Origin of the sequence: Geofilum rhodophaeum (assembly GCF_002210225.1) — a bacterium.
Classification (GTDB): domain Bacteria; phylum Bacteroidota; class Bacteroidia; order Bacteroidales; family Marinilabiliaceae; genus Geofilum; species Geofilum rhodophaeum.
In genome coordinates this window covers 37985-58936 of sequence record NZ_MWUJ01000006.1, presented here as the reverse complement: position 1 = coordinate 58936, position 20952 = coordinate 37985, and the positions used below count along the sequence as shown (strand labels likewise).

16 protein-coding genes are annotated in these 20952 nt (G+C 50.7%); 9 read left to right on the top strand and 7 right to left on the bottom strand.

Annotated features, from left to right (window positions below):
• Nucleotides 1–7: 7 nt before the first annotated feature.
• From B4W65_RS07595 to B4W65_RS07580, 4 genes are read right to left on the bottom strand one after another with little or no spacing between them, the layout of a single operon-like run.
• Nucleotides 8–1186 carry a DUF418 domain-containing protein gene (locus tag B4W65_RS07595; RefSeq protein ID WP_088654545.1) on the bottom strand — a complete coding sequence of 393 codons (1179 nt, stop codon included), beginning with the start codon at nt 1184–1186 and terminating at the stop codon, nt 8–10.
• 24 nt (nt 1187–1210) lie between these two features.
• On the bottom strand, nt 1211–2461 hold the full coding sequence (gene mtaB, locus B4W65_RS07590) for a tRNA (N(6)-L-threonylcarbamoyladenosine(37)-C(2))-methylthiotransferase MtaB (protein ID WP_088654544.1): 1251 nt from the start codon (nt 2459–2461) through the stop codon (nt 1211–1213).
• A gap of 31 nt (nt 2462–2492) precedes the next feature.
• Nucleotides 2493–3911: a tRNA (N6-isopentenyl adenosine(37)-C2)-methylthiotransferase MiaB gene (gene miaB, locus B4W65_RS07585; RefSeq protein ID WP_088654543.1), complete on the bottom strand. Its 1419-nt coding sequence runs from the start codon at nt 3909–3911 to the stop codon at nt 2493–2495.
• 27 nt (nt 3912–3938) lie between these two features.
• Nucleotides 3939–4598, bottom strand: a complete 660-nt coding sequence (locus B4W65_RS07580; RefSeq protein WP_088654542.1) for an FAD-binding oxidoreductase — start codon at nt 4596–4598, stop codon at nt 3939–3941.
• A 139-nt stretch (nt 4599–4737) separates the two neighbouring features.
• Between B4W65_RS07580 and B4W65_RS07575 the strand changes: the two genes are divergently transcribed.
• The 6 genes from B4W65_RS07575 (at nt 4738) to B4W65_RS07555 (ending at nt 12776) form a co-directional block, all read left to right on the top strand.
• Nucleotides 4738–5442: an SAM-dependent methyltransferase gene (locus B4W65_RS07575; protein ID WP_088654541.1), complete on the top strand. Its 705-nt coding sequence runs from the start codon at nt 4738–4740 to the stop codon at nt 5440–5442.
• Nucleotides 5443–5578: 136 nt separating this feature from the next.
• A complete protein-coding gene (locus tag B4W65_RS07570) occupies nt 5579–6286 on the top strand; it encodes a DUF6250 domain-containing protein (protein WP_088654540.1) in 708 nt (235 codons plus the stop codon).
• Between the two features lie 13 nt (nt 6287–6299).
• On the top strand, nt 6300–8987 hold the full coding sequence (locus B4W65_RS07565) for an exo-rhamnogalacturonan lyase family protein (protein WP_088654539.1): 2688 nt from the start codon (nt 6300–6302) through the stop codon (nt 8985–8987).
• A 98-nt stretch (nt 8988–9085) separates the two neighbouring features.
• Nucleotides 9086–10888: a BNR repeat-containing protein gene (locus B4W65_RS07560; protein ID WP_088654538.1), complete on the top strand. Its 1803-nt coding sequence runs from the start codon at nt 9086–9088 to the stop codon at nt 10886–10888.
• Between the two features lie 154 nt (nt 10889–11042).
• A complete protein-coding gene (locus B4W65_RS17295; protein WP_158522801.1) occupies nt 11043–11201 on the top strand; it encodes a hypothetical protein in 159 nt (52 codons plus the stop codon).
• Between the two features lie 21 nt (nt 11202–11222).
• Nucleotides 11223–12776, top strand: coding sequence for a CotH kinase family protein (locus tag B4W65_RS07555; RefSeq protein ID WP_088654537.1), 1554 nt, complete (start codon nt 11223–11225; stop codon nt 12774–12776).
• A gap of 84 nt (nt 12777–12860) precedes the next feature.
• Here B4W65_RS07555 and B4W65_RS07550 read toward each other — a convergent pair whose 3' ends face one another.
• Entirely contained in the window at nt 12861–13052 is a 192-nt protein-coding gene (locus B4W65_RS07550; protein ID WP_088654536.1) for a cold-shock protein, read from the bottom strand.
• Between the two features lie 185 nt (nt 13053–13237).
• Between B4W65_RS07550 and B4W65_RS07545 the strand changes: the two genes are divergently transcribed.
• Nucleotides 13238–16225, top strand: coding sequence for an insulinase family protein (locus B4W65_RS07545; RefSeq protein WP_088654535.1), 2988 nt, complete (start codon nt 13238–13240; stop codon nt 16223–16225).
• 72 nt (nt 16226–16297) lie between these two features.
• On the top strand, nt 16298–17638 hold the full coding sequence (locus B4W65_RS07540) for a nucleoside hydrolase-like domain-containing protein (RefSeq protein WP_088654534.1): 1341 nt from the start codon (nt 16298–16300) through the stop codon (nt 17636–17638).
• Between the two features lie 44 nt (nt 17639–17682).
• Here the strand turns inward: B4W65_RS07540 and B4W65_RS07535 are convergent, their stop codons facing one another.
• Nucleotides 17683–19092, bottom strand: a complete 1410-nt coding sequence (locus B4W65_RS07535; RefSeq protein WP_088654533.1) for an amidophosphoribosyltransferase — start codon at nt 19090–19092, stop codon at nt 17683–17685.
• A gap of 102 nt (nt 19093–19194) precedes the next feature.
• Here B4W65_RS07535 and B4W65_RS07530 point away from each other — a divergent pair, with 102 nt between their 5' ends.
• Entirely contained in the window at nt 19195–19866 is a 672-nt protein-coding gene (locus B4W65_RS07530; RefSeq protein WP_088654532.1) for a DUF2293 domain-containing protein, read from the top strand.
• Here B4W65_RS07530 and B4W65_RS17440 read toward each other — a convergent pair.
• Nucleotides 19863–20921 (bottom strand): NUDIX hydrolase, encoded by a 1059-nt coding sequence (locus B4W65_RS17440; RefSeq protein ID WP_205741237.1) that lies wholly within the window; start codon nt 20919–20921, stop codon nt 19863–19865. The genes B4W65_RS07530 and B4W65_RS17440 overlap by 4 nt on opposite strands.
• Between the last annotated feature and the right edge of the window lie 31 nt (nt 20922–20952).

The window sequence follows — 20952 nt, the reverse complement described above, 5'->3', positions numbered from 1 at the left end:
CACCGACCTAATTCTTATTGGCCCCCATCCAGGTCAGCCTATGCCAGAGCGCCTCCAGCGGTCCCCGTTTGTAACGTTTAAACCACCAGGTACTGTAAACTATTTGAAAGGCTGCCAAAAGTACGCCCACCAGGAGACTGGTAGTGGTTCCGGAATATTTGTAAAGAGCCAGCCCGTAACCATAGTAGATGCTGGCCCCCAATATCGATTGCACCAAATAGTTCGTCAGACTCATTCGACCCACCGGCGAAAGCTTATTGAGCCAGCTTCCGGCACGGGTTTTATGAAAAAGGAGGACAAAACCGCTGACCCAAATGGCCATCATTGACAAATTGGCCCATAAACCGAATATGCGCCCCAGCAAATCCACCCCATTGGGCGAAGCACTGAAAAAGGCAGCCTGCACCTTTAGTAAAAGCAAGGGACCAAAAGCCAGGGCAGCAATCAGCAAAACCCTGCGCCAGATGCGTAAATTGCCTTCAGTGGCCACAAACAGACCTTTGCGGCCAGCCCAAAAACCAACCAAAAACAAGCCCAGGGTTTGCGTAATGCGTCCATTCTCCCAAAACCAAAGTAAAGATCCCAAACGGCCCGAAAACAAATTGCTTTTCATAAGTCCCGGCAAGGAATCTCCCTTCAGAAACGCGCCCACGCCCTGGTAAAAAGGCATATAAACCGGTTCAAGCAAGGGCAAATCGGGTTGTCCCAAAGCCACAACAGCACGTACCCACAAAATGGGTTGCAGCAACAGAATACCTGCAGCCACCAACAAGCCCCTGTTACTCAAACGGGCAAAAGGCAACAACAAAATGCCCACAAGCGCATAAAGTACCAATATTTCGCCCTGATAAAAAAGCGTGTTCACAATTCCAAAAAGCAGAAGCCAAAACATCCGCCCCGCAAAACGCAAGCGAAAATCCTTTCCCTGTCTTTCCTGATTGTTCGTTTGAATGTAAAAGGTGAGTCCGAACAACAAAGCAAAAATGGCGTAGGACTTGCCCCCAAATAAAAAGAAAAAACTGTCCCACACCACCTTATCCAGTTGCTGCAGCCATAGGGGCAAATCGGGCAGACCATAAACCTCAAAGCGCTCCACATTATGCAGCAGCATAATGGAAATAAGCGCAAAGCCTCTGAGCGCATCCACCACCGTCAGGCGTTGCACCGCCTCCTTTACGGTTGTCATATCGTTCAGTTTTACAATTAAGACCTACTCTTCAAAGTCCTGCACCCTGGCCACCACCTGCTCAAAGCGATTGCGCTTTTTGTTGTCGCTGTCAAAGACCATAGGCACGTAATAGTCGTTGTAACCACTGGCCTTACCATCCGCCCACTTCTCCACCAAAACACGCTGCTCCGTCTGGTCAAAAGGGGCCCGGTAGGCCGCCTTCAGCTCCTCAGCCAGGGCGTGCATACGTTGACTGCGATCGGTCTTTACGGCATCCGGAATGTGATGCGGCATGCGCTCTGCACGGGTATTCTTTCGCACCGAGTACTTGAAAATGTGCATGTGGCCAAAGCCTACACGGCGGGCCACGTCCATGGTTTCCTCAAATTCTTCCTCCGTTTCGCCCGGAAAACCCACAATCACATCGGTGGTGAAATTGAAGCGGGGGTCGCGGGCCCGCACGCGGTCCACAATACTCATAAATTCCGAAACGGTGTACATGCGTCGCATCTGCAACAAAATGCGGTCGGAGCCGCTTTGGAGACAAAGATGCAAGTGGGGTGCCAACTTGGGGTGCCCCACCAGACTGAAAAAGTGATCGTCGAAACGATCTGGTTCAATCGATGAAATCCGTACCCTGAAATCGCCCTCCACGTTCAATATTTGATCAAGCAAGCCCGAAAACTTCAGTCCCTGATGGTCGTAGCGACTGATGTTGACCCCGGTCAGTACAATTTCCTTAGCCCCCTTGGCCACCACCTCACGCACATTTTGCAGCACCTGATTGGCTGGGCGACTGACAGCCCGTCCGCGCACAAAGGGAATGATGCAAAAAGTACAGAAATTGTCGCAGCCGTCCTGAATTTTCACCAGACTGCGTGTATGAAACATTTCGGTGAAGGACTGGTAGCTGAACAGGTCAAAATCTTTATTGGAAAGGACCGGATTGCCCGTCTTCAACAGCGCATCCACACTCTGAAAAATACCACTCTTCGCCTGGTTATTGATGATCGTAGCCCCCGGAAACTTCTGGTGCAGCTGATCGGCGTGACTCTCCGTCATACAACCCGTAATCACCATTTTTGCAGTGGGATTTACTTTACCGGCGTGACTGATCACGTGACGCGATTTTTGATTGCTTTGGTTGGTTACTGTACAGGTATTCACCACCACCACATCGGCGCCCTCTTCTTGCTCCGACACCTCATAGCCCTGCTCCCTGAATTGGGCCGCCAGGGCATCTGTTTCGTACTGATTCAGGCGACAGCCCAAGGTTTTAAATGCTACCCTCATGCTATATATTAATCCCCAACGGGATGTTATTTTATAATGTTACTGCTGCATTTACCAACTTACCCTCGGCACTGAAGGGACGTACCGATTCAATCTGCACATCCACAAACGAACCAATCAGACTATCGTCCTCGCTGGCAAAGCGTACAATTATTTTACCCTCGGTATGGCCACTCAAATAGCCCTCCTTACGGTCCTTCCCCCGCACCAACATGCGCACAGTCTTGCCTTCCAGCTCACGCGTATGCACCACAGCTTCCTTTTCCAGGTCCTCCGTCAAAACCGCATAACGTTCCTTCTTTACCGCATGGTCCACATCGTCCTGCCAAGCAAAGGAAGCCGCACCCGGTCGCGGCGAATACATCGCAATGTAAGCCATGTTGTACTTAAATTCCCGTACGGCCGCACGCGTATTTTCAAACTGCTCGTCGGTCTCCCCCGTAAACCCAACAATCACGTCGGTAAACAGGGTGGCTGTGGGCAACAAATCCCTGATCCAGCCCACCACCTCGCGGTAGCGTTCCATACTGTGCTTACGGTTCATGCGAATCAACACTTTGTCGTCGCCCGACTGCACCGGCAAATGCACCTGCTTGGCCAGCGAACGCCGCCGCGCCATCGCCTCAATCACATCGCGGGTCATGTCCCTCGGGTGCGGCGAAGTATAATAAATCCACACCTCCTTACCCGAAGCATCGGCCATGGCACCCAGGTGATCCAGCAAATCGGCAAAAGACAACTCCTCGCCCTTCTTATCCAGCCCGTACGAATTCACATTCTGCCCCAAAAGGGTAATGCTCTTGTAGCCCCTCTCGATCAGCTTGCCTGCCTCCTCCAGAATATCGGCAGAAGGGCGACTCACCTCACGGCCCCGGGTGTAAGGTACTGCACAAAAGGTGCAAAACTTATTGCAACCATTCTGTATGGGAATGAAAGCCTCAAAGGTACTGTTGTAGATGGGCTCCACCTCCCAGGTCTGCGGGGCCGCCTTCACCTTATTTTCTGCCGGCTTCAGGCTCGAAAAGTTGAGCTTTTCGGCCACCGTAGCGGGACGGGCAGCCTCCTGCAAGGCCTCATCGTGAATCAGCGCAGTATTCGAAATCGGCGTAGTTACCCCGTACTGACTCAGCATCGCCGGGAAAGAAGCCAGTTCCTTCATGTCAAACACCAAATCAAACAGCTTCAGAAACTTCTCCCGGTCGTCGGGCAACACGCAGCCCGACACAAAAGTCAACAAGTTCTTCTTATTCTTCCACTTGTTCCATTTGGCAATCTTCGAATAAACCTTGTCAATCGCCTTCTGCCGTACCGAACAGGCAATAATGCCAATCACATCGGCATCCTCTTCCCGTTCCGTTTCGGCATATCCCAACTTCGCCATAATGGCCTGCATCCGCTCCGCATCGGCATGGTTCATCTGACAACCCAGTACCACCAAATGATATTTCATCTGCTCAAAATTTTATCAACCAACCCATTAAAAATAAACCTCAGTAAAGATATTGTCCGACTTAACACCCTGTTCTTCAAGGATATCGAATACCTCATGGATCATATCACAATTGCCGCAAAGATAACACAAAGTATCGGGATTTACAGGGTTTTGGCGCAGGTAGTCGGTCACCCGGCCCTTGAAATCGCCCCCCGCATCCTGTGAGGTACAGGCCACATAGCGGCCCTCCGCGTAATCTTCGCGCTCATAAGCCTCCGAAGCGTAACGCACCCCGTGCAAGAGGCGGTAATTCAAGGCAGGCCTGTCCTTCACAAAACTGTGGAAGGGCGAAATGCCCGTACCACTGGCCACAAACAGCAAAGGCTGCTCCTCCGCCAAATCCCCCGGCAACGTAAAATAGCCCACCGCATCGTTAATCACCACTCCATCCTCGGGCTTCAACTTCTTTAAAGCCGGCGTAACCAAACCCGTTTCCACCTCACGAACCAGAATCTCCAAATCCTTGTCGCCCGGCGCACTGTAAATCGAATATTCCCGCGTATGTATCCCGTTGGGCGGTCCCACCTGAATGTGCTGTCCCGCCACAAATTCGAGTCCGTTGCGCTCCATACGGAGCACAAAAGTAGAAGGCGTCAAATCCCTCTTTTCAATGATTTTATGCAGATTAAATGAACGTTTGCGCATACCAAAAATTTTAGTCGGCAAAAATCGCAAAAATATGCGGGTGGGACAAGCAAAAAGTGAATTTTGTATCTTTTAGTCCTGTTTTATTATTCCCCGGAGTTTGTATCTTTGTCCTCTTACAATACTGAAGAAAGCAAGCATGGCAGGCAAACTCTTTTTAATACCCAACACCCTGGGCGACCCCAATACCCAAAACACCATCCCCACAGCAGTCGCACAAATCGCCGTCAACCTGCGCCATTTCATCGTCGAAGACCTGCGCACCGCCCGTCGCTACCTGCGCGTGCTCGACCGGCAAATGGACATCGACGGCTCGGTATTTTATCCCCTGAACAAACGCACCACCCCGGCCCAGTGGTCCGAGTACCTCAAACCCCTCAAAGCCGGGCACGACGTAGGCATCATCTCCGAAGCGGGCTGTCCCGGCGTGGCCGATCCCGGTGCCGAAGTCGTCAAACTGGCCCACCAGGCCGGCATCGAAGTCGTTCCCATGGTCGGTCCCTCCTCCATCCTCCTGGCCATGATGGCATCGGGCATGAACGGACAAAGCTTTGCCTTTGTAGGCTACATTCCCATCAAGAAGGACGAGCGCCTCAAAACCCTGCGCCAGCTCGAAAACCGTTCGCGCAACGAACAGCAGGCCCAACTCTTCATCGAAACCCCCTTCCGCAACAACCACCTGGCCCAGGACATCCTTCAAGCCTGCGCCCCCACCACCCGTTTGTGCATCGCCTGCAACCTCACCCTGCCCGACGCTTACGTAGTTACCAAAACCATTGCCCAATGGAAAGGCAAACTGCCCGAATTGCACAAAAAGCCCACCATTTTTATTATTCAGGCCTGAATGTGCGGCAGCCTCTTTGCGGATCATAAGCCTCTTATCTTGTCTTAACAAGTAAGCTCTTTTTCATGGGCAATTTGTCATTTTTTGGCTATCTTGCGCCTATCATTAAGATTTTATCCTGTTAAAACAACTGATTATGAAACGCATCCCTGCTTCTCTCTTAAACCTCGCTTTTTTGTTGATCTTTAGTGCCTGCAATACCGACCAGAAAGACCGCATTAAAAAAGGAGAACTGCTGTTTTCAGATGATTTCAGCGAGGGACTCAACCCGGACAACTGGGTCGTTGAAATGGATTCCACCCCAAAATCGCGGGTATATGTTGAGAACGGCACGCTCATTGCCGACACCGAAGGCGGCGTCACCATTTGGTACAAACACGAACTCGAAGGCAACTACCTCATAGAATACGAACGAACCGTTGTCATGGAAGAGGGAGTAAACGACCGGCTGTCCGACCTCAACCAATTTTGGTCTGCCTCGGACCCCAACAATCCCAACCTTTTTACCCGCTCGGGAAAATTTGAAGAATACCACGAACTGTCACAGTATTATGTCGGAGTAGGTGGCAATTACAATTCCACCACCCGTTTTCGTAAATACGAGGGAGCCGGGGAACGTATTATTATCGGCGAAAAAAATGAAGCCCCCTATTTACTTGAAGCCAACATCCCCTATAAGGTCCAAATTCTTGTAAAAGACGGCCTGGTCCGTTTTCGCATGAACGACATCGATTTCTTTGAATACCAGGATCCCAATCCCCTCACCAAAGGCTGTTTCGGCTTCCGCTCCACCTGGTCGCGCCATAAAATCGACCACATCCATATTTACCAGCTCAACAACTAAACAACCAGTATTTATGTTCTTCGGTCAACGACTCCTCAGTCTCCTGCTGCTCTTGTGGCCCACACTTATACTCAGCAGTCAACCCACCCCCGTCACCATCAACTGGCTTGATCAACAAGTCCCTACTCAGTTCAACGGCAACACTTTTGGCGTAGCCTGGCCCCGCGGCACGGTAAACCGCGACCAGTCCTTCCAGCTCCAAAACGAAGAAGGTCGGCCCCTTCCGGCCCAGACCTGGCCCCTTGCCTACTGGCCCGATGGCTCAGTAAAATGGACGGCCGTAGCCGCGGCACCCGACAGCAAGCTGCCCCGGCAAATGCAACTGCTGGCTGGTCCCACCCACACCGGCAACCATCCGCTGACCGTAGAAGACTACCCCGACAGCATCGTCATCAAAAATGGCACCCATCAAACCATTCTGGCCAAAAGCGGCAGTGAAATCATCCGCGCCATTTACCACAAGCAACACCTCACTGCCCGTAATGGCCACCTGGTCCTCCTCCTCCAAAACACCCCGGAAGCCTATGGTACACAAGCCGTAGTAACCACCCCCTTCCGCGGCCAAATAAAAAATATCGAACTGGAGCAAAGCGGACCCGTCCGTGCTCTGGTAAAAGTAGAAGGCACCCACTTTTCGGACACCGGCAAAACCCTGCTGCCCTTCGTCCTTCGACTCTACTTCTACGCCGGCAGCAACAACATCCGTATAATGCACACCATCATCTACGATGGAGATGAAGAACAAGACTTTATCCGGGGACTCGGCCTACGCATGGAAGTACCCATGCACCAAACAGAGCTGTACAACCGCCATGTTCGTTTCACCAGCGCCGATGGCGGTCTGTTTGGAGAAGCGGTACAAGGATTAACCGGGCTTCGCCGCGAAGCCGGCAAAGCAGTCACCACCGCCCAGCTTGAGGGGCGCCCCGTTCCTCCGCTCGAAGAATTTCCCGAGCGGACCAGGCGCGGCCTCCCCTACATCCCCGCCTTTGGCGACTACAGCCTGTTTCAGAGCACACCCGATGCCTTCTCCATAAAAAAAAGAACCAAGGCCGGACACAGCTGGCTCAAGGCAGGCCAGGGAAACAGAGCCAACGGCACCGCTTATATGGGCAGCACCCAGGGGGGCGCAGCCTTCTCGATACGCAACTTTTGGCAATCGTACCCCGCCCAAATCGACATCAAAAATGCCGCTGCAGAAAGCGCTGAAGTCACCCTTTGGCTTTGGGCACCGGAAGCGCCCGCTATGGACCTGCGCTTTTATCACGACGGCATGGGCATGGACAGCTATGAGAAGCAATGGGAAGGACTCGAAATCACCTATGAAGATTATGAGCCCGGCTACGGGCGGCCACTGGGCGTAGCCCGCACCAGTGAATTGCACATCCAAACCTACCCGCATACCCCCAGTCGCGAAGAAATCCTCGCCCACAGTCGCGCAGCAGCCACCCCTCCCGTATTGATGGCCGACCTGCAGCAGCTGCAGCAAACTGGCGTATTTGGTCAGACCTGGACCGTGCGACAAGCCGATGAACCTGAAAGTCCCGCCCGCCAAAAAATAGAAGAGCGGCTCGACTGGCTGTTCCATTTTTATCAGCTTCAGGTAGCGCAGCATCGCTGGTACGGATTTTGGGATTATGGCGACTTTATGCACACCTACGACAGCGACCGACACGTATGGCGTTACGATGTGGGCGGCTATGCCTGGGACAATTCCGAACTGGCAACCGACATCTGGCTTTGGAACTACTTTCTGCACTCCGGAAGAGCCGATGCTTTTCGTCTGGCCGAAGCCATGACCCGACACACCGGCGAAGTCGACGTGCACCACCAAGGCCCCTTTGCCCCCCTTGGTTCGCGCCACAACGTCCAACACTGGGGCTGCAGCGCCAAACAAATGCGCATCAGCACCGTTGCCAACCGACGCTATTATTATTACCTGACGGCCGACGAACGCGTGGGCGACTTAATGGACGAACAATTAAATGCACACCTGGCCCTGCTGAAAGTGCCCCCGCTGCGCAAACGAATGGACCTGGATTTGAGTGACACCACCCGTGTTACCATGAGCTTTGGTACCGACTGGGGCGCCATAGCCTCCGCCTGGCTCACCCATTGGGAGCGCACCGAAGATCCCCACAGTCTGGAACGCCTCAAAAACAGCATGCGCACCATTGCTGCTCAGCCCCAGGGCTTTTTCACCGGCTTGGGCAGTATGGATACCCACAGCGGAACCTTTGAACTGGAAGACCATACGAACATCAACGTATCGCATCTTAATGCCGTATTTGGATTAACCGAACTGAATGCCGAACTGATCGACCTCTTTGACATGCCCGAATTTGAAGCCGCCTGGTTGCGCTATTGCACCCTGTATAATGCCCCACAATCGGTTCAGAAAAAAGAGTTGGGTGCCACCTACCGCAACCATGTCCTTCACCAGGGGCATTCGCGCCTGAGCGCTTATGCCGCCTATAAAACAAACAATCCAAAGTTGGGACGGCGCGCCTGGCAGGAATTCAGCCTGCAAAACCCCGAAAAATCACTCAGCATCCCCAGCCTGCAACAAATTGAAGGGCCCAGAAGTCTGCGCCCCATCAATGAGAACCCTGAAATTTCAACCAATTATGCCGCTCAATGGGGACTGGCAGCACTTCAGCTGCTTCGGTATTTGGAGCAGCAGATGCCTAAAGATTTTTAATCCCTAAGCCCCAATAAACAACAGGATTTGTTGAAAAATTATAGCCCCCCCGCTGTAAAGGAGTTTATATTTGTACCTGAACCTATAAAATCTCAAAAATGGCGACTTCTAAATGGATAATTTTAACCCTCTTACTGCTTATAAGCAGTCCCGTTTTTAGTCAACAATACCAAATCCCGGCTGAAAGCTACACCCTCAGCGAAAGCGGAGCCTGGTGTTGGTTTGCCGATCCCAGAGCGCTTTATCATAAGAGCAGTGAAGGCCACTTCGAACGCACCTGGGTCGGCTACATCGACCCCCGTGGCAACATTAAAGCCCTGCAGCACGACCATCTCACTGGTTTTTCCGAAGAAGTACTGGTTCGGTCGTGGTTTCAGCCCGACGATCACAACAACCCCACTTTTTTGGTGCTGCCCGACGAACGGGTAATGATTCTGTATTCCCGCCATACCGACGAGGCCTGCTTTTATTATCGGATATCCAAACAAGCCGGCGACATCACCTCCCTGGGGCCCGAAAAGAAAATAATCACCAACCACAATACCACCTACCCCTCTGCCTTTTTAATGAGCGATGATCCCGAGCACATTTACCTGGCTTGGCGTGGACTCAACTGGCACCCCACCCTGGCCAAACTGAGCCTCCCCGACGAAAACGACGAAGTAGTCATTACCGAAGGCCCCTGGCAACTGGTTTCCTATCCCGGCCGGAGTTCACGGCCCTATGCCAAATACAACACCAACGGCAAAGATCAAATCATGATGACCTATACCACCACCCATCCCGACAACCAGGAAGTGAACTATGTATATTACAGCAGTATAGACATCAACACCCTACAACTTAAAGACATAAACGGCAGGGTAATACAAGACATCACCGAAGCACCACATCCCATAAAGGCAGACAGCAGCTACCTACAAAAATATCCCGCCATGGTGGTCGACCCCAGTCCCGCACGCAACTGGATTTGGCAAGTAGTGCCCGACAGCAATGGAAAACCGGTAATCGCTACCGTGCGTATTTCTGCCGATAAAACCCAACACGATTACTATCGCGCCTGGTGGGATGGAGAAAAATGGCAAAACACCTTTCTGGCCAATGCCGGAGGACACTTTCACCAGAGTCCCCACATCGAATTGTGTTACAGCGGAGGCATGACCATTCACCCCGAACACCCCGAGCTCATATATGCCTCCGTACCCATTTCAGGTACCCACGGTGAAGTATATGAAATCATAGAATACCGCTGCAATGCTGAAGGTCAGGTCACCACCCGTGCCATCACCGAAAACTCCAGGGAGAATAACGTTCGGCCCTATTTCATTAAAGGCAGCAATGAGGCCACAGGAACGCTTACCTGGATGCACGGCCAATACTTCGACTGGATCGTAAGCAGAGACCGTCCCCAAGGCTATCCAACCGCCATCTATGCCAACCGCCCCTTGCAGCAGGCCAAACCACAGTCGGCCAACATCAAAACCAGCCACCTGCAAGACTTCCCGCATTCGCTCAAACGCAGACAAAAAAACAGAGACTTTAAGCTGCAAATGCAGGTGACTACAAACCCTGGCGCGCCCGAAACCCTGCTTCTTGCAACCAATGCTTTCAGCTATGGCATAGATGCCAAAGGCCGCCCCTGGCTAAAAGTGGGCGACACGGTATATCCCAGCAACAACATCGCAGGCACTTCAGATCAATGGAAACACGAATCCAGATCTACCAACGGCAAATGGTACCCACCTGTGCTTCACGAGCAGTTCGATTTAAGCATCAGTTACCAGAACGGAGTTCTGACTACTCACATCAACGGTTTAATTGATCAACGCACAGTTGTTCCGGGTTTAAAACTACGTGAAATAGAAGTCAGCAACACTGCATTAAAATTCCAGTTGTTGTAAAATTATTCAGGGCCTGAGCATCTGCCCTGCCCCCGGCCCAAATAAAAGCCATTACGGCACCATTATAAGTCACTGAAGCGACGATATTTGGAAAGTGCAATATTTTTTCGTATCTTTAGAAAATTCGTTTATCCACTTTCTAAATAGAATAAAAATGCACGACAAAAAAGGAAATGTTATTAAGTCGCCCGACTTGACCAAAATGCAAGCCGTAGTTATCGACACCCGAACCACCATCTACATTCCTGCCGATGCCGACGCCGAAGAGGCACGCAGTCGTTACCTGGCCAGGAAAAATGAGGGGAAGAAGTAGCATTCCAACATCATCTGAATTATGAAAAAAGAATCATACCACAAACAAAATACCGGCCCCATCGGCCGGTATTTTATTTTCTTGAGCGTTCTTGTGCTGTCCTTTAGCCACTTTAACCTAAAGGCACAGGAGCAGTTGACTCCCCTTCCAACCCTCTACATCCAAACAGAGAACAATGCCCCCATTGTGTCGAAGGAGGTCTACCTTAACGCCACCTACACCCTTGTAGATGGTGGCAGCAGTGCAGAAGTAAACGCTCTGCCGGGACGCATTAAGGGTCGAGGCAACTCCACCTGGAGCATGGCAAAAAAGCCCTACAAACTTAAGTTTGATGAAAAAATCAATCTGCTTAATTTGCCCTCCCACGAAGACACCTGGGTTATCCTGAACAATTACGCAGATAAAACACTGATGCGAAATGCCCTTGCATTCAAAATCAGTGCAATAGTGGGTCTGGAATTTACACCTTCCGTGCAATTTCTGGATGTCGTATTAAACGACGAATACATCGGCAACTATTTTTTGACCGATCAGGTAGAAGTTGCGCACATGCGCGTACCGGTTGACAAACAAAGCACCGACGACACCAGTGAGCCCGCCATTACCGGAGGCTACCTGGTAGAGCTCGACGGTTTTGCCGATTCCGAACCCGTTTGGTTTGCAACCGACCAAGGCATGAAAGTCACCATTAAGTATCCTAAGGACGATAAAATCAATCCCGCGCAGCGCGACTACATCACCAACTACATCCGGGAGTTTGAAAGCAGGCTTTTCTCAGCAGGCTACCAAAACCCCGAAAACGGTTACCGCACAATGGTTGATGAAGCAAGTCTCATCAATTGGTACATCGCCTGTGAACTTACCGGAAACTCAGATGCTTTTTGGAGCACCTATATTTACAAGAAAAACAACGATCCCAGATTGTATTTCGGTCCCCTGTGGGATTTCGACATCGCCTTTAACAACGACAACCGTTTGGGCGATGCTGCCCAAAAACTCATGCGTGAGCATGCCCACAACCCCCGCCAATGGATTCAAAGAATGTGGACCGACCCCTGGTTTAAAGAAGCCGTGGCCATACGCTGGAAAGAATTAACCGAAAACGGAATTGCAGCGGAGCTTAACACCTACATACAGGAAACCAGCACACTCTTGGAAGAATCCCAACAACTGAACTTCCAGCGTTGGGACAACCTGGACACCCGCGTATATCTCGAAACCTATTTGTTTCCGACCTATGCACAAGGGGTGGATTATCTCAGCAGCTATGTGTCCGACCGCATAGCCTTTTTATCCGCAGTTTTTGAACCGGAACTGCCCACGAGCCTCGGAAACCAACGGATAACCAAGACTGCAGCCATTCATCCCACAGCAGTGGCCAATGATTTTACTGTTTTGTACAGTCGGCCCTGCGAAGTGATGATCTACAACATTCAGGGACAATTGGTGCAGCAAAACCACTCACCCGGCACCGGAACAAAGATTGATATCGGTCCCCTTCCCCAGGGCATTTATCTGGTAAAAACCGGGACGCAGGTAAGTCGCATCATTAAAGGTCATGCTGATGCCCGCTAATACCCCAAGGCCTTAAAAGAACAAGGGCTGTCGGCGCAATGCCGACAGCCCTTGTCAATTCATAAATACTTATAATGATATAACTTAAGCAAGCTTCACATTTACTGCATTTAATCCTTTGCGACCTTCAGTCAGGTCAAAAACTACTTCGTCGTTCTCATTGACAGAGTCAATCAGACCAGAAACGTGAACGAAATATTCCTCTGAAGAATTTTCGTCTTTGATGAAACCAAAACCTTTGGTTTCGTTGAAAAATTTAACTACTCCTTTGTTCATAAAAAATGATATAAAATTAATTGCTGCAAACCTACGGCTAATAATCCGATAAACCTATTTTTTTGAAAGATAATTACTTTCTGCCTCCCAAAAGCACACTTAACAGATATTTCCCTTACTTTTATTGTACCATTTGAAACAAAAGGACCAAGGGTCCACCAACAGCTATTCAAACCTTATCAGTTATGAAAAACAAAGTTTTGCTCACGACCTTCACCGCCCTCATGGCGCTGCTGTGGTCGTGCAACGAAGGTCCCTCTTTCGAAGAAGGACAAACGTACAACGGTTTCCGACTTATCGAAAGTCGTTTTGTACCCGAAGTAAACGCCCAATGCCTGTACTTTGAGCACGAAAAAAGCGGCGCCCGACTCATGAAAATCGCTGCCGAGGATGCCAACAAACTCTTTTCCGTATCGTTTAAAACCATTCCCGATAACGACTACGGCACCCCCCATATTATGGAACACGCCGTACTCAATGGTTCCGAGAGTTTCCCTGTAAAAAGTCCCTTCGACCTCCTCCTCAAAGGCTCGCTCAACACCTTTTTAAATGCCATGACCGGATCCGACTTTACCACCTACCCGGTAGCCAGCATGAACGATAAAGACTACTTTAACCTCATGCACGTATATATGGATGCCGTGTTTAAGCCGCTGATATATACCGATCCCAATATTCTGAAGCAGGAAGGCTGGCATTACGAGCTGGACGACATCGACGGCGAAATCGTTTACAAAGGGGTGGTTTATAACGAAATGAAAGGCGCCTATTCCAGTCCCCAGCGCGAACTCAGCTACCAGATAAATAAGCTGCTGTTCCCCGACAACACCTATGGGGTTTCGTCCGGTGGCTACCCTACTGCCATTCCCAAACTGACCAACGAGGACTTCATTGCCTTTCATCAAAAGTTTTACCACCCCTCCAACAGTTTTGTATTGCTTTATGGCGATGCCGACCTGAACGAGGAACTGGCCTTTTTGGACGAAAGCTACTTTTCGGGCTACGAACGCTCCGATGCAAAAATTGAAGTGCCCTTGCAGGCTCCCTTTAGTGAAAAGAAAACAGCCCAGGGCGTATACAGTGTGCCCGAAGGCAGCAGCACCGACGACAAGACCTTCCTGTCGTACAGCGTAGTAACAGGTCTCGGAACCGACCAAAGCCTGGTTATGGCCCTGGATGTTTTGACCGAAGCCCTCGTGAACCACGAATCGGCTCCTCTGCGACGGGCACTGCAAGACGCAGGTATAGGTAAGGACGTTTATGCCTGGGTCAGCAACAACCAGCAAAACGTAATGCAAATTACCGTTCAGAATGCCAATCCCGAAGACCAGGCCGCCTTCGATGCGCTGGTAGAAAGCACCCTGCAGCAAGTCGCCGAAGAAGGACTCGATACCCTTATGGTAGAAGGAATCATCAACCGTCAGGAATTCCGTTTGCGCGAAGGCAACAGCCCACAGAAGGGACTCATGCACCTCTTCTCCATGGTTTCGAGCATCAATTTTGGCGACGATGTTTTTGCAGGTTTGGAATACGAGAAGCCACTTGCCAAACTGAAGGAAGGCATTCGAAACGGAATGCTCGAGCAAATTATTCAGGAACAAATCCTTAACAATCCCCACCGCCTGGTAATGGCCCTGACTCCCCAACCCGGCCTGGAAAATCAACAGGCTCAAAAAACGCGTGAAGAACTGGCCGCCTACAAAGCCAGCCTCTCTGTTGAAGAGCTGGAAGCCCTGGTAGAAGAAACCAAGGCCCTGGTGGCCTATCAGCAAAAGGAAGACAGTCCCGAAGCCGTGGCCACCCTGCCCATGCTGCAACTCAGCGACATCAGTCCCGAAGTGCAATGGTACGAAACCACACCGAAAGAGGTGGCTGGTCTGCCTGTAATGCATTACAAGGAATTCACCAGCGACATCGTTTACAGTCACCTCTTTTTTGATTTACAAACCCTGCCCCAGGAGCTGTTACCCTACGGACGTTTGCTGGCCGAAGTATTGGGCAAACTCAATACCGAAAACTACAACTACGGCGAGCTCGACAACGCCTTAAACATCCACACCGGCGGTTTCAGCAGCTATCTGACCAGTTATCTGCCCAACGATAATGATGAGGAACTGCAGGGCAAACTTGTTATTTTTGGCAAAGCTACAGCCGATAAGGCAGACGAATTGTTACAACTGACCGAAGAGACTCTGCTCCGCTCCAAAATCAACGACCCAGAGCGCCTGAACGAAGTCCTTACCCGTCACCAATCGCAAGTTGAATCAGATGTCAAGAACAACGGCATTTCCTACGCCCTCGATAGACTCAGCTCCTATTACAGTCGTCGCGGGTCTTTTGGTGAGCTTACCGGGGGACTGAGTTACTATGATTTTCTGACGGAAATCACCGAAAACTTTGAGGCCCGCCAGCAAGAGCTTATTCAAAAACTTGAAGAAACCGCACGTTTAGTTCTCAACAGTCAGCAGCTCACAGGTGCCCTCACCGGATCCGAAGAAAACTTTCGGGCCTACGCAGCTGCCTTCGAAGTCCTTGCCGGAAACCTAAACAAAGAGGAAATTCCCCTACAAAGCTGGGCATTTACGCCCACTGTGGCCAACGAAGGATTCACATCCGCCTCCATGGTTCAATATGTAACCCAGGGCTACGATTTCCGCAAACTGGGCTATACCTGGAGCGGAAAAATGCAGGTGTTAAATCAGATTTTATCGCGCGACTATCTGCAGAATGTTATCCGTGTACAAGGTGGTGCCTACGGTGGTTTCGCCAACATCAGTTCCTCAGGCACCGTGTTTCTGGCTTCCTACCGCGATCCCAACCTTAAAGAAACACTGGAAAATTTTGCTGCGGCACCCGAGTTCTTCAACGAATTGGAATTAGACAGCGCCGCCATGACGCGCTTCATCATCGGCACCATTGCCGGTATCGACCGGGCCACTACCGCTTCGCAACGGGGCAGCATGGCCTACAGCAATTACTTTGGCAAAAAGACCAAAGAACAACTCGAAACCGAACGTCAGGAAATCCTGGCGACCACCGTCGATGACATCAAAGCCTTTGCGCCCATGCTCAAAGACATCATCGACCAACAGGTGATTTGCGTTTACGGCAACGACCAAAAGATTGAAGAAAATGCCGAACTGTTCGGCAGCATCCGGGCAGTTACGCGTTAACAACAGAATGAATCTTTGTCCCCAAGCCCAGGCTTGGGGACTTTTTTGAAACAGTGGTTAAAAGAAATCTTAATGAAAACAAATTTTCTTTGGCTCCTACTTCCAGGACTTTTTCTATCCAGCTTTTGTTCTTCACTATTGGCCAGTAACTATAAACCCAGGATAATAAATACAACTGATCTTGGTGCAGATCCCGATGACGAACAATCCTTGGTACGACAATTGGTCTGTGCCAATGAATTTGATATTGAAGGATTAATTGTATCCACCAGCTGCTGGAAGAAAACCCAAAGCGGCACCAAGATGCTCAACCTAATAGTAGATGCTTATGCACAAGTTTATTCCAACTTAAAAATTCACGCCAAAGGATACCCAAGTCCGGAGTATTTAAGATCTATCACTGTTATGGGGCAATCCAACTACGGCATGAACGATGTGGGCCCGGGAAAAGACAGTCCAGGTTCAGAACTTATCATAGCAGCGGCAGATAAAGAGGATCCTCGCCCCTTATGGGTAATGGGTTGGGGAGGTATGAATACGGTAGCTCAGGCCATTTGGAAAGTCAATAATACACGAACCCCTGAAGAAACGGCCCTATTTCTTAGCAAACTAAGACTTTACGATGTTCTGGGTCAGGACGATGCCGGCGCCTGGATTGCCAAAAATTTTCCTGAAGTTTTTTATATCCGTGCAACAGGAGTTTATGGTTGGCAACCCGAAAAAAACAGCAGTTATTACCGGGAGCACATCCAAACTCATGGCCCTCTGGGGGCCATATATCCCGATACGCAATGGGCTCCGGAAGGAGATACACCCTCCTTTCTGCACGTTTACCCCAATGGACTCAACGACCCCGAGAAGGTCAACCAGGGAGGCTGGGGAGGTCGATTCAGCATGGAAAAAATGAAGGGAATACGCAGCATGTCTGAGGTGGCCAAAATCGACCCTGAGGCAGAACCAAAGTACGATCCCTACTTTATGTATGGCAACAGCACAGAAGGTGCAATGGGCATAAAAAAATGGGAAGATGGCTACAACAATGATTTTCTAGCACGAATGGACTGGAGCATAAGCAACCACTACGAAGCAGCCAACCATCATCCTGTGGCCGTATTGAATGGCGACAAGTCCCGCCAGGTATTATATACAACGGCAAAGCCCGGCTCCATAATTTCGCTTAGTTCCGAGCACTCTTTTGACCCGGATGGTGACTCACTGTCTTATTTCTGGCACTTTTACAAGGAAGCCGGCACCTATACCGATTCCTTAGAACTTCAAAAGAGCGGGCCCTCTCTTTTTTTCGAAATTCCTGAAACGGCTTCCGGAAAAACAATTCATATTGTATTAGAAATCCACGACCATGGAACCCCAAAACTCTACGCTTACCGCCGCATGATCGTATCTGTAAAGTAGAAAGAACAAAAAAAATCCCCCGGCGTTTGGCCGGGGGATTTTTTTTAATCATCTTTTCCCGAATTGTCCCAGCAATGGGTACAAAGCTTTTCTTTGGGCAGACCGATGGCCTTAATCATATCCTCCAGCTTTAAAAACTTCAGTGAGGTAAGCCCCAGGTTTTTCCCCATCTGATTCACCATGCGCTGGTAGTTGCGGGAGCGACTGTCGCAATACGATGCATAATCGGGATCCTCTTCCCCATTCAAATCAAAAATGGCCTTGCGGGTGGCCAAATCAAGCTTGGCGCGTGAGCTGCTAAAATTCAGATACTTACAAGGGAATAACAAGGGTGGACAAGCAATACGCATGTGTATCTCCCGAATGCCCCCCTCCTGCAAGTCCTTCACATTGTCCTTCAACTGCGTTCCCCGAACTATGGAGTCGTCGATAAACACCCCGCTGTTGCCCTTGATCACTGCCTTATTAGGAATCAACTTCATGCGGGCCACCAATTCACGCGTTTCCTGATTTTGGGGCATAAAACTGCGTGGCCAGGTAGGCGTGTACTTCGAATACGGACGTTTTAGAGGGATACCTGTCTCGTTACTGTACCCCATGGCGTGTCCCACCCCCGAATCGGGAATGGCCGCTACAAAATCGGCTTTTACATCCTCCTCCCGGGCCATCGCTGCCCCGCATCGGTATCGGGTATCGTCCACATTAATGCCCTCATAAAAGGACGGTGGATAACCATAGTACACCCACAGAAAAGAACAGATCTTAAGTTCCTTTCCCGGGGCCTGCAACTGCTTGTAGCCCTCAGCGCTAAATTCGATGATTTCGCCCGGGCCCAGGTAATGCTCCACTTCAAAATCGAGATTGGGAAAAGCGCAGGTTTCAAAGGTCGCCGCATAAGCATCGCTGCGTTTGCCCAGCACAATGGGCGTACGGCCCACCTTATCGCGTGCCGCAATAATGCGGTCCTCCGTCAGCAACAGCAAAGAGCAGGAGCCCTTAATTTTTTCAAACACGTTGTTGATGCCCGACACAAAATCGTCGCACTCCGCAATGAGTTTGGCAATCATTTCGGTGGGATTGATGGCACCCTGACTGCTTTCAGCAAAAGTACAACGACGAGCCAGAAAATCTTTTTCCAACTCGTCGATGTTATTTATTTTGCTTACCGTAACCACCGCAAAACGCCCCAGGTGCGAAGTCACCAATATGGGCTGTGCCTCATGGTCGCTGATGACCCCAAAACCAATCTGGCCCTGAAAGTTTTTTATGTCGTCGTCGAACTTATTCCGAAAATACCCGTCCTCCAAACTGTGTATGGCCCGCTGAAAGCCCTTTTGCTTATTATAGAAGGCCATACCGGCACGCTTGGTGCCAAGGTGCGAATGGTAATCCGTTCCGTAAAAAACATCCATCACACAGTCGCGCTTAGCCACCATTCCGAAAAATCCACTCATAATTTCGTATTCCTAAGGTTTTGGAACAGCAAAAATAAAGGAATAATTCAGAATTATCTTCCAATCTGAAACAAAGCCTAAAAAAGTTTATTTTTGCACGCGATGAAAGAACAAATGATTGTTGGTGTAGGAAAAGGGGGACAACTGCTGGCTCCCGATGGCAAAACAGTGCTTCCCCCTTCCGGCTGGGTCTTTTTGCCTGCGGGCGACGCAGGTGTAACAAGGCGTGTGACCACTGCCGGAAAATTTTGGCGCGTTCAAGTACAAAAAGGGCGACGCAGCATTTCAAAAGGGGTATGGGCCCCAGCCGAAGTGGTTCAAAGGGCCCAAAAAGAAATGGAAGCCCTGCGCGCCACCGAAAGTCACCAAAAGAAACTGGCCGGCGCTGCGGAACGTCGACAAAAACAACAAAAGGCCTATGAGGCTGAATTTTATTTTTCCATCCGCCATTGGCTCAATTTCCATCCCGATTACGATGAGCTGGCACATCGCCTGGCCAAGGCCGTGACCTTACACGCCATCCCGGTGGGCAGTGGAACGGTAGCCCGTACCACCCGCATTCCCGTAGAAGAAAGAGCAGCCAAGGCGGTTATTGCCTGGATGCGGCATCAAACAACGGCCTACGACCGCCTGAATATTGCCCGAATCAAAGGGGAAAGGCGCAGGGTACGCCAGCTGTTGGCCCAAACCTCGCAACAAGTACTGAGTCGCTACCGGCAAGGGCAGGCGCTCCATCCCGATTGTCCCCTCCTACTGGCCCTCAACAAGCTTTAAGCACGCAAAACGGTACGATAGCGCTGGTATTCGTATTCAAAATTGGGGGTAAAAACGCCCTTCCCCAATTGAGCCTCAATTTCGTCAAAGGCCCATACCCGACCGCCATCCAATTCCTCCGGATGCGGTCGCAAAGGCCCCTCGTGCTTCAGTACAAAGGTATAAACCAGTTCACTTTCCAGTTCGCTCTGCCACTCGTAACGGCCCAGATGCTGTACTTCCGCTAAAGCCACCCCAATTTCTTCACTCGTTTCGCGCTGCAGCGACTTTTCCAGACTTTCCCCAGCCGCTACATGTCCCCCCACCGCCGTATCCCACTTACCGGGCTGCACCAACTTATGTGCAGGCCGCTTTTGCAGCCACAAACCGCCCTGGCGCAGGAGCTGCACATGCACCACCGGGTGCAACCAACGCTCCTTGCCGCGGTGGACCATCGAACGTGGTGCTGCATCCAGAATTTTTCCATCGGCAGCTACCAAAGGCAGCCATTCCTCCTTGCGCCAACGCCCCTGCTGGCGACGTTTAAAAAGCTGCTCCGCGACAAAAAAGCCCAGCAAAAAGGGCAGCCAGCCCCAGCTGGCGGTCCACCCTTCTGCCGGCGGCCCGTAAAGCAGAGCGGCCACCAATATCAGGGTGTAAACAGCCATCCAGACAAACATACGTTGCAGACTGGCACGCATAAGATAGGCGGCCCAGGGACCTATTGGGTTGACCTTCATAAAGCGACCGGTGGCTGCCAGCATCAAATTGTGCTTCGAGAAAGCCGAAACTCCCACCATCAGCAACAACAAACTCAAATAAATCAGGGGGCGCAAACGTTCCAGCAAGGGCCCTTCCAGCGCCAGGGCCACTACGCCCAGTACCAACAAGAGTCCCATATCCCACAAACTGCTTTTCTCCAGGCGGCGATGGCGCACACCGTAATACAAAAGTTCGCCCAATCCCCAGACTACCGCCAACCACAATCCGGCCACCATACCCCAAAGGGCTTCAGCCACTATCAAAATAAGCAGGGGCATCATAGCCCCCATTCGTCCCCATTTCACTCTTTTCATAAGGCAAAGGTCGCAAAAAAGCCCCGAAAAA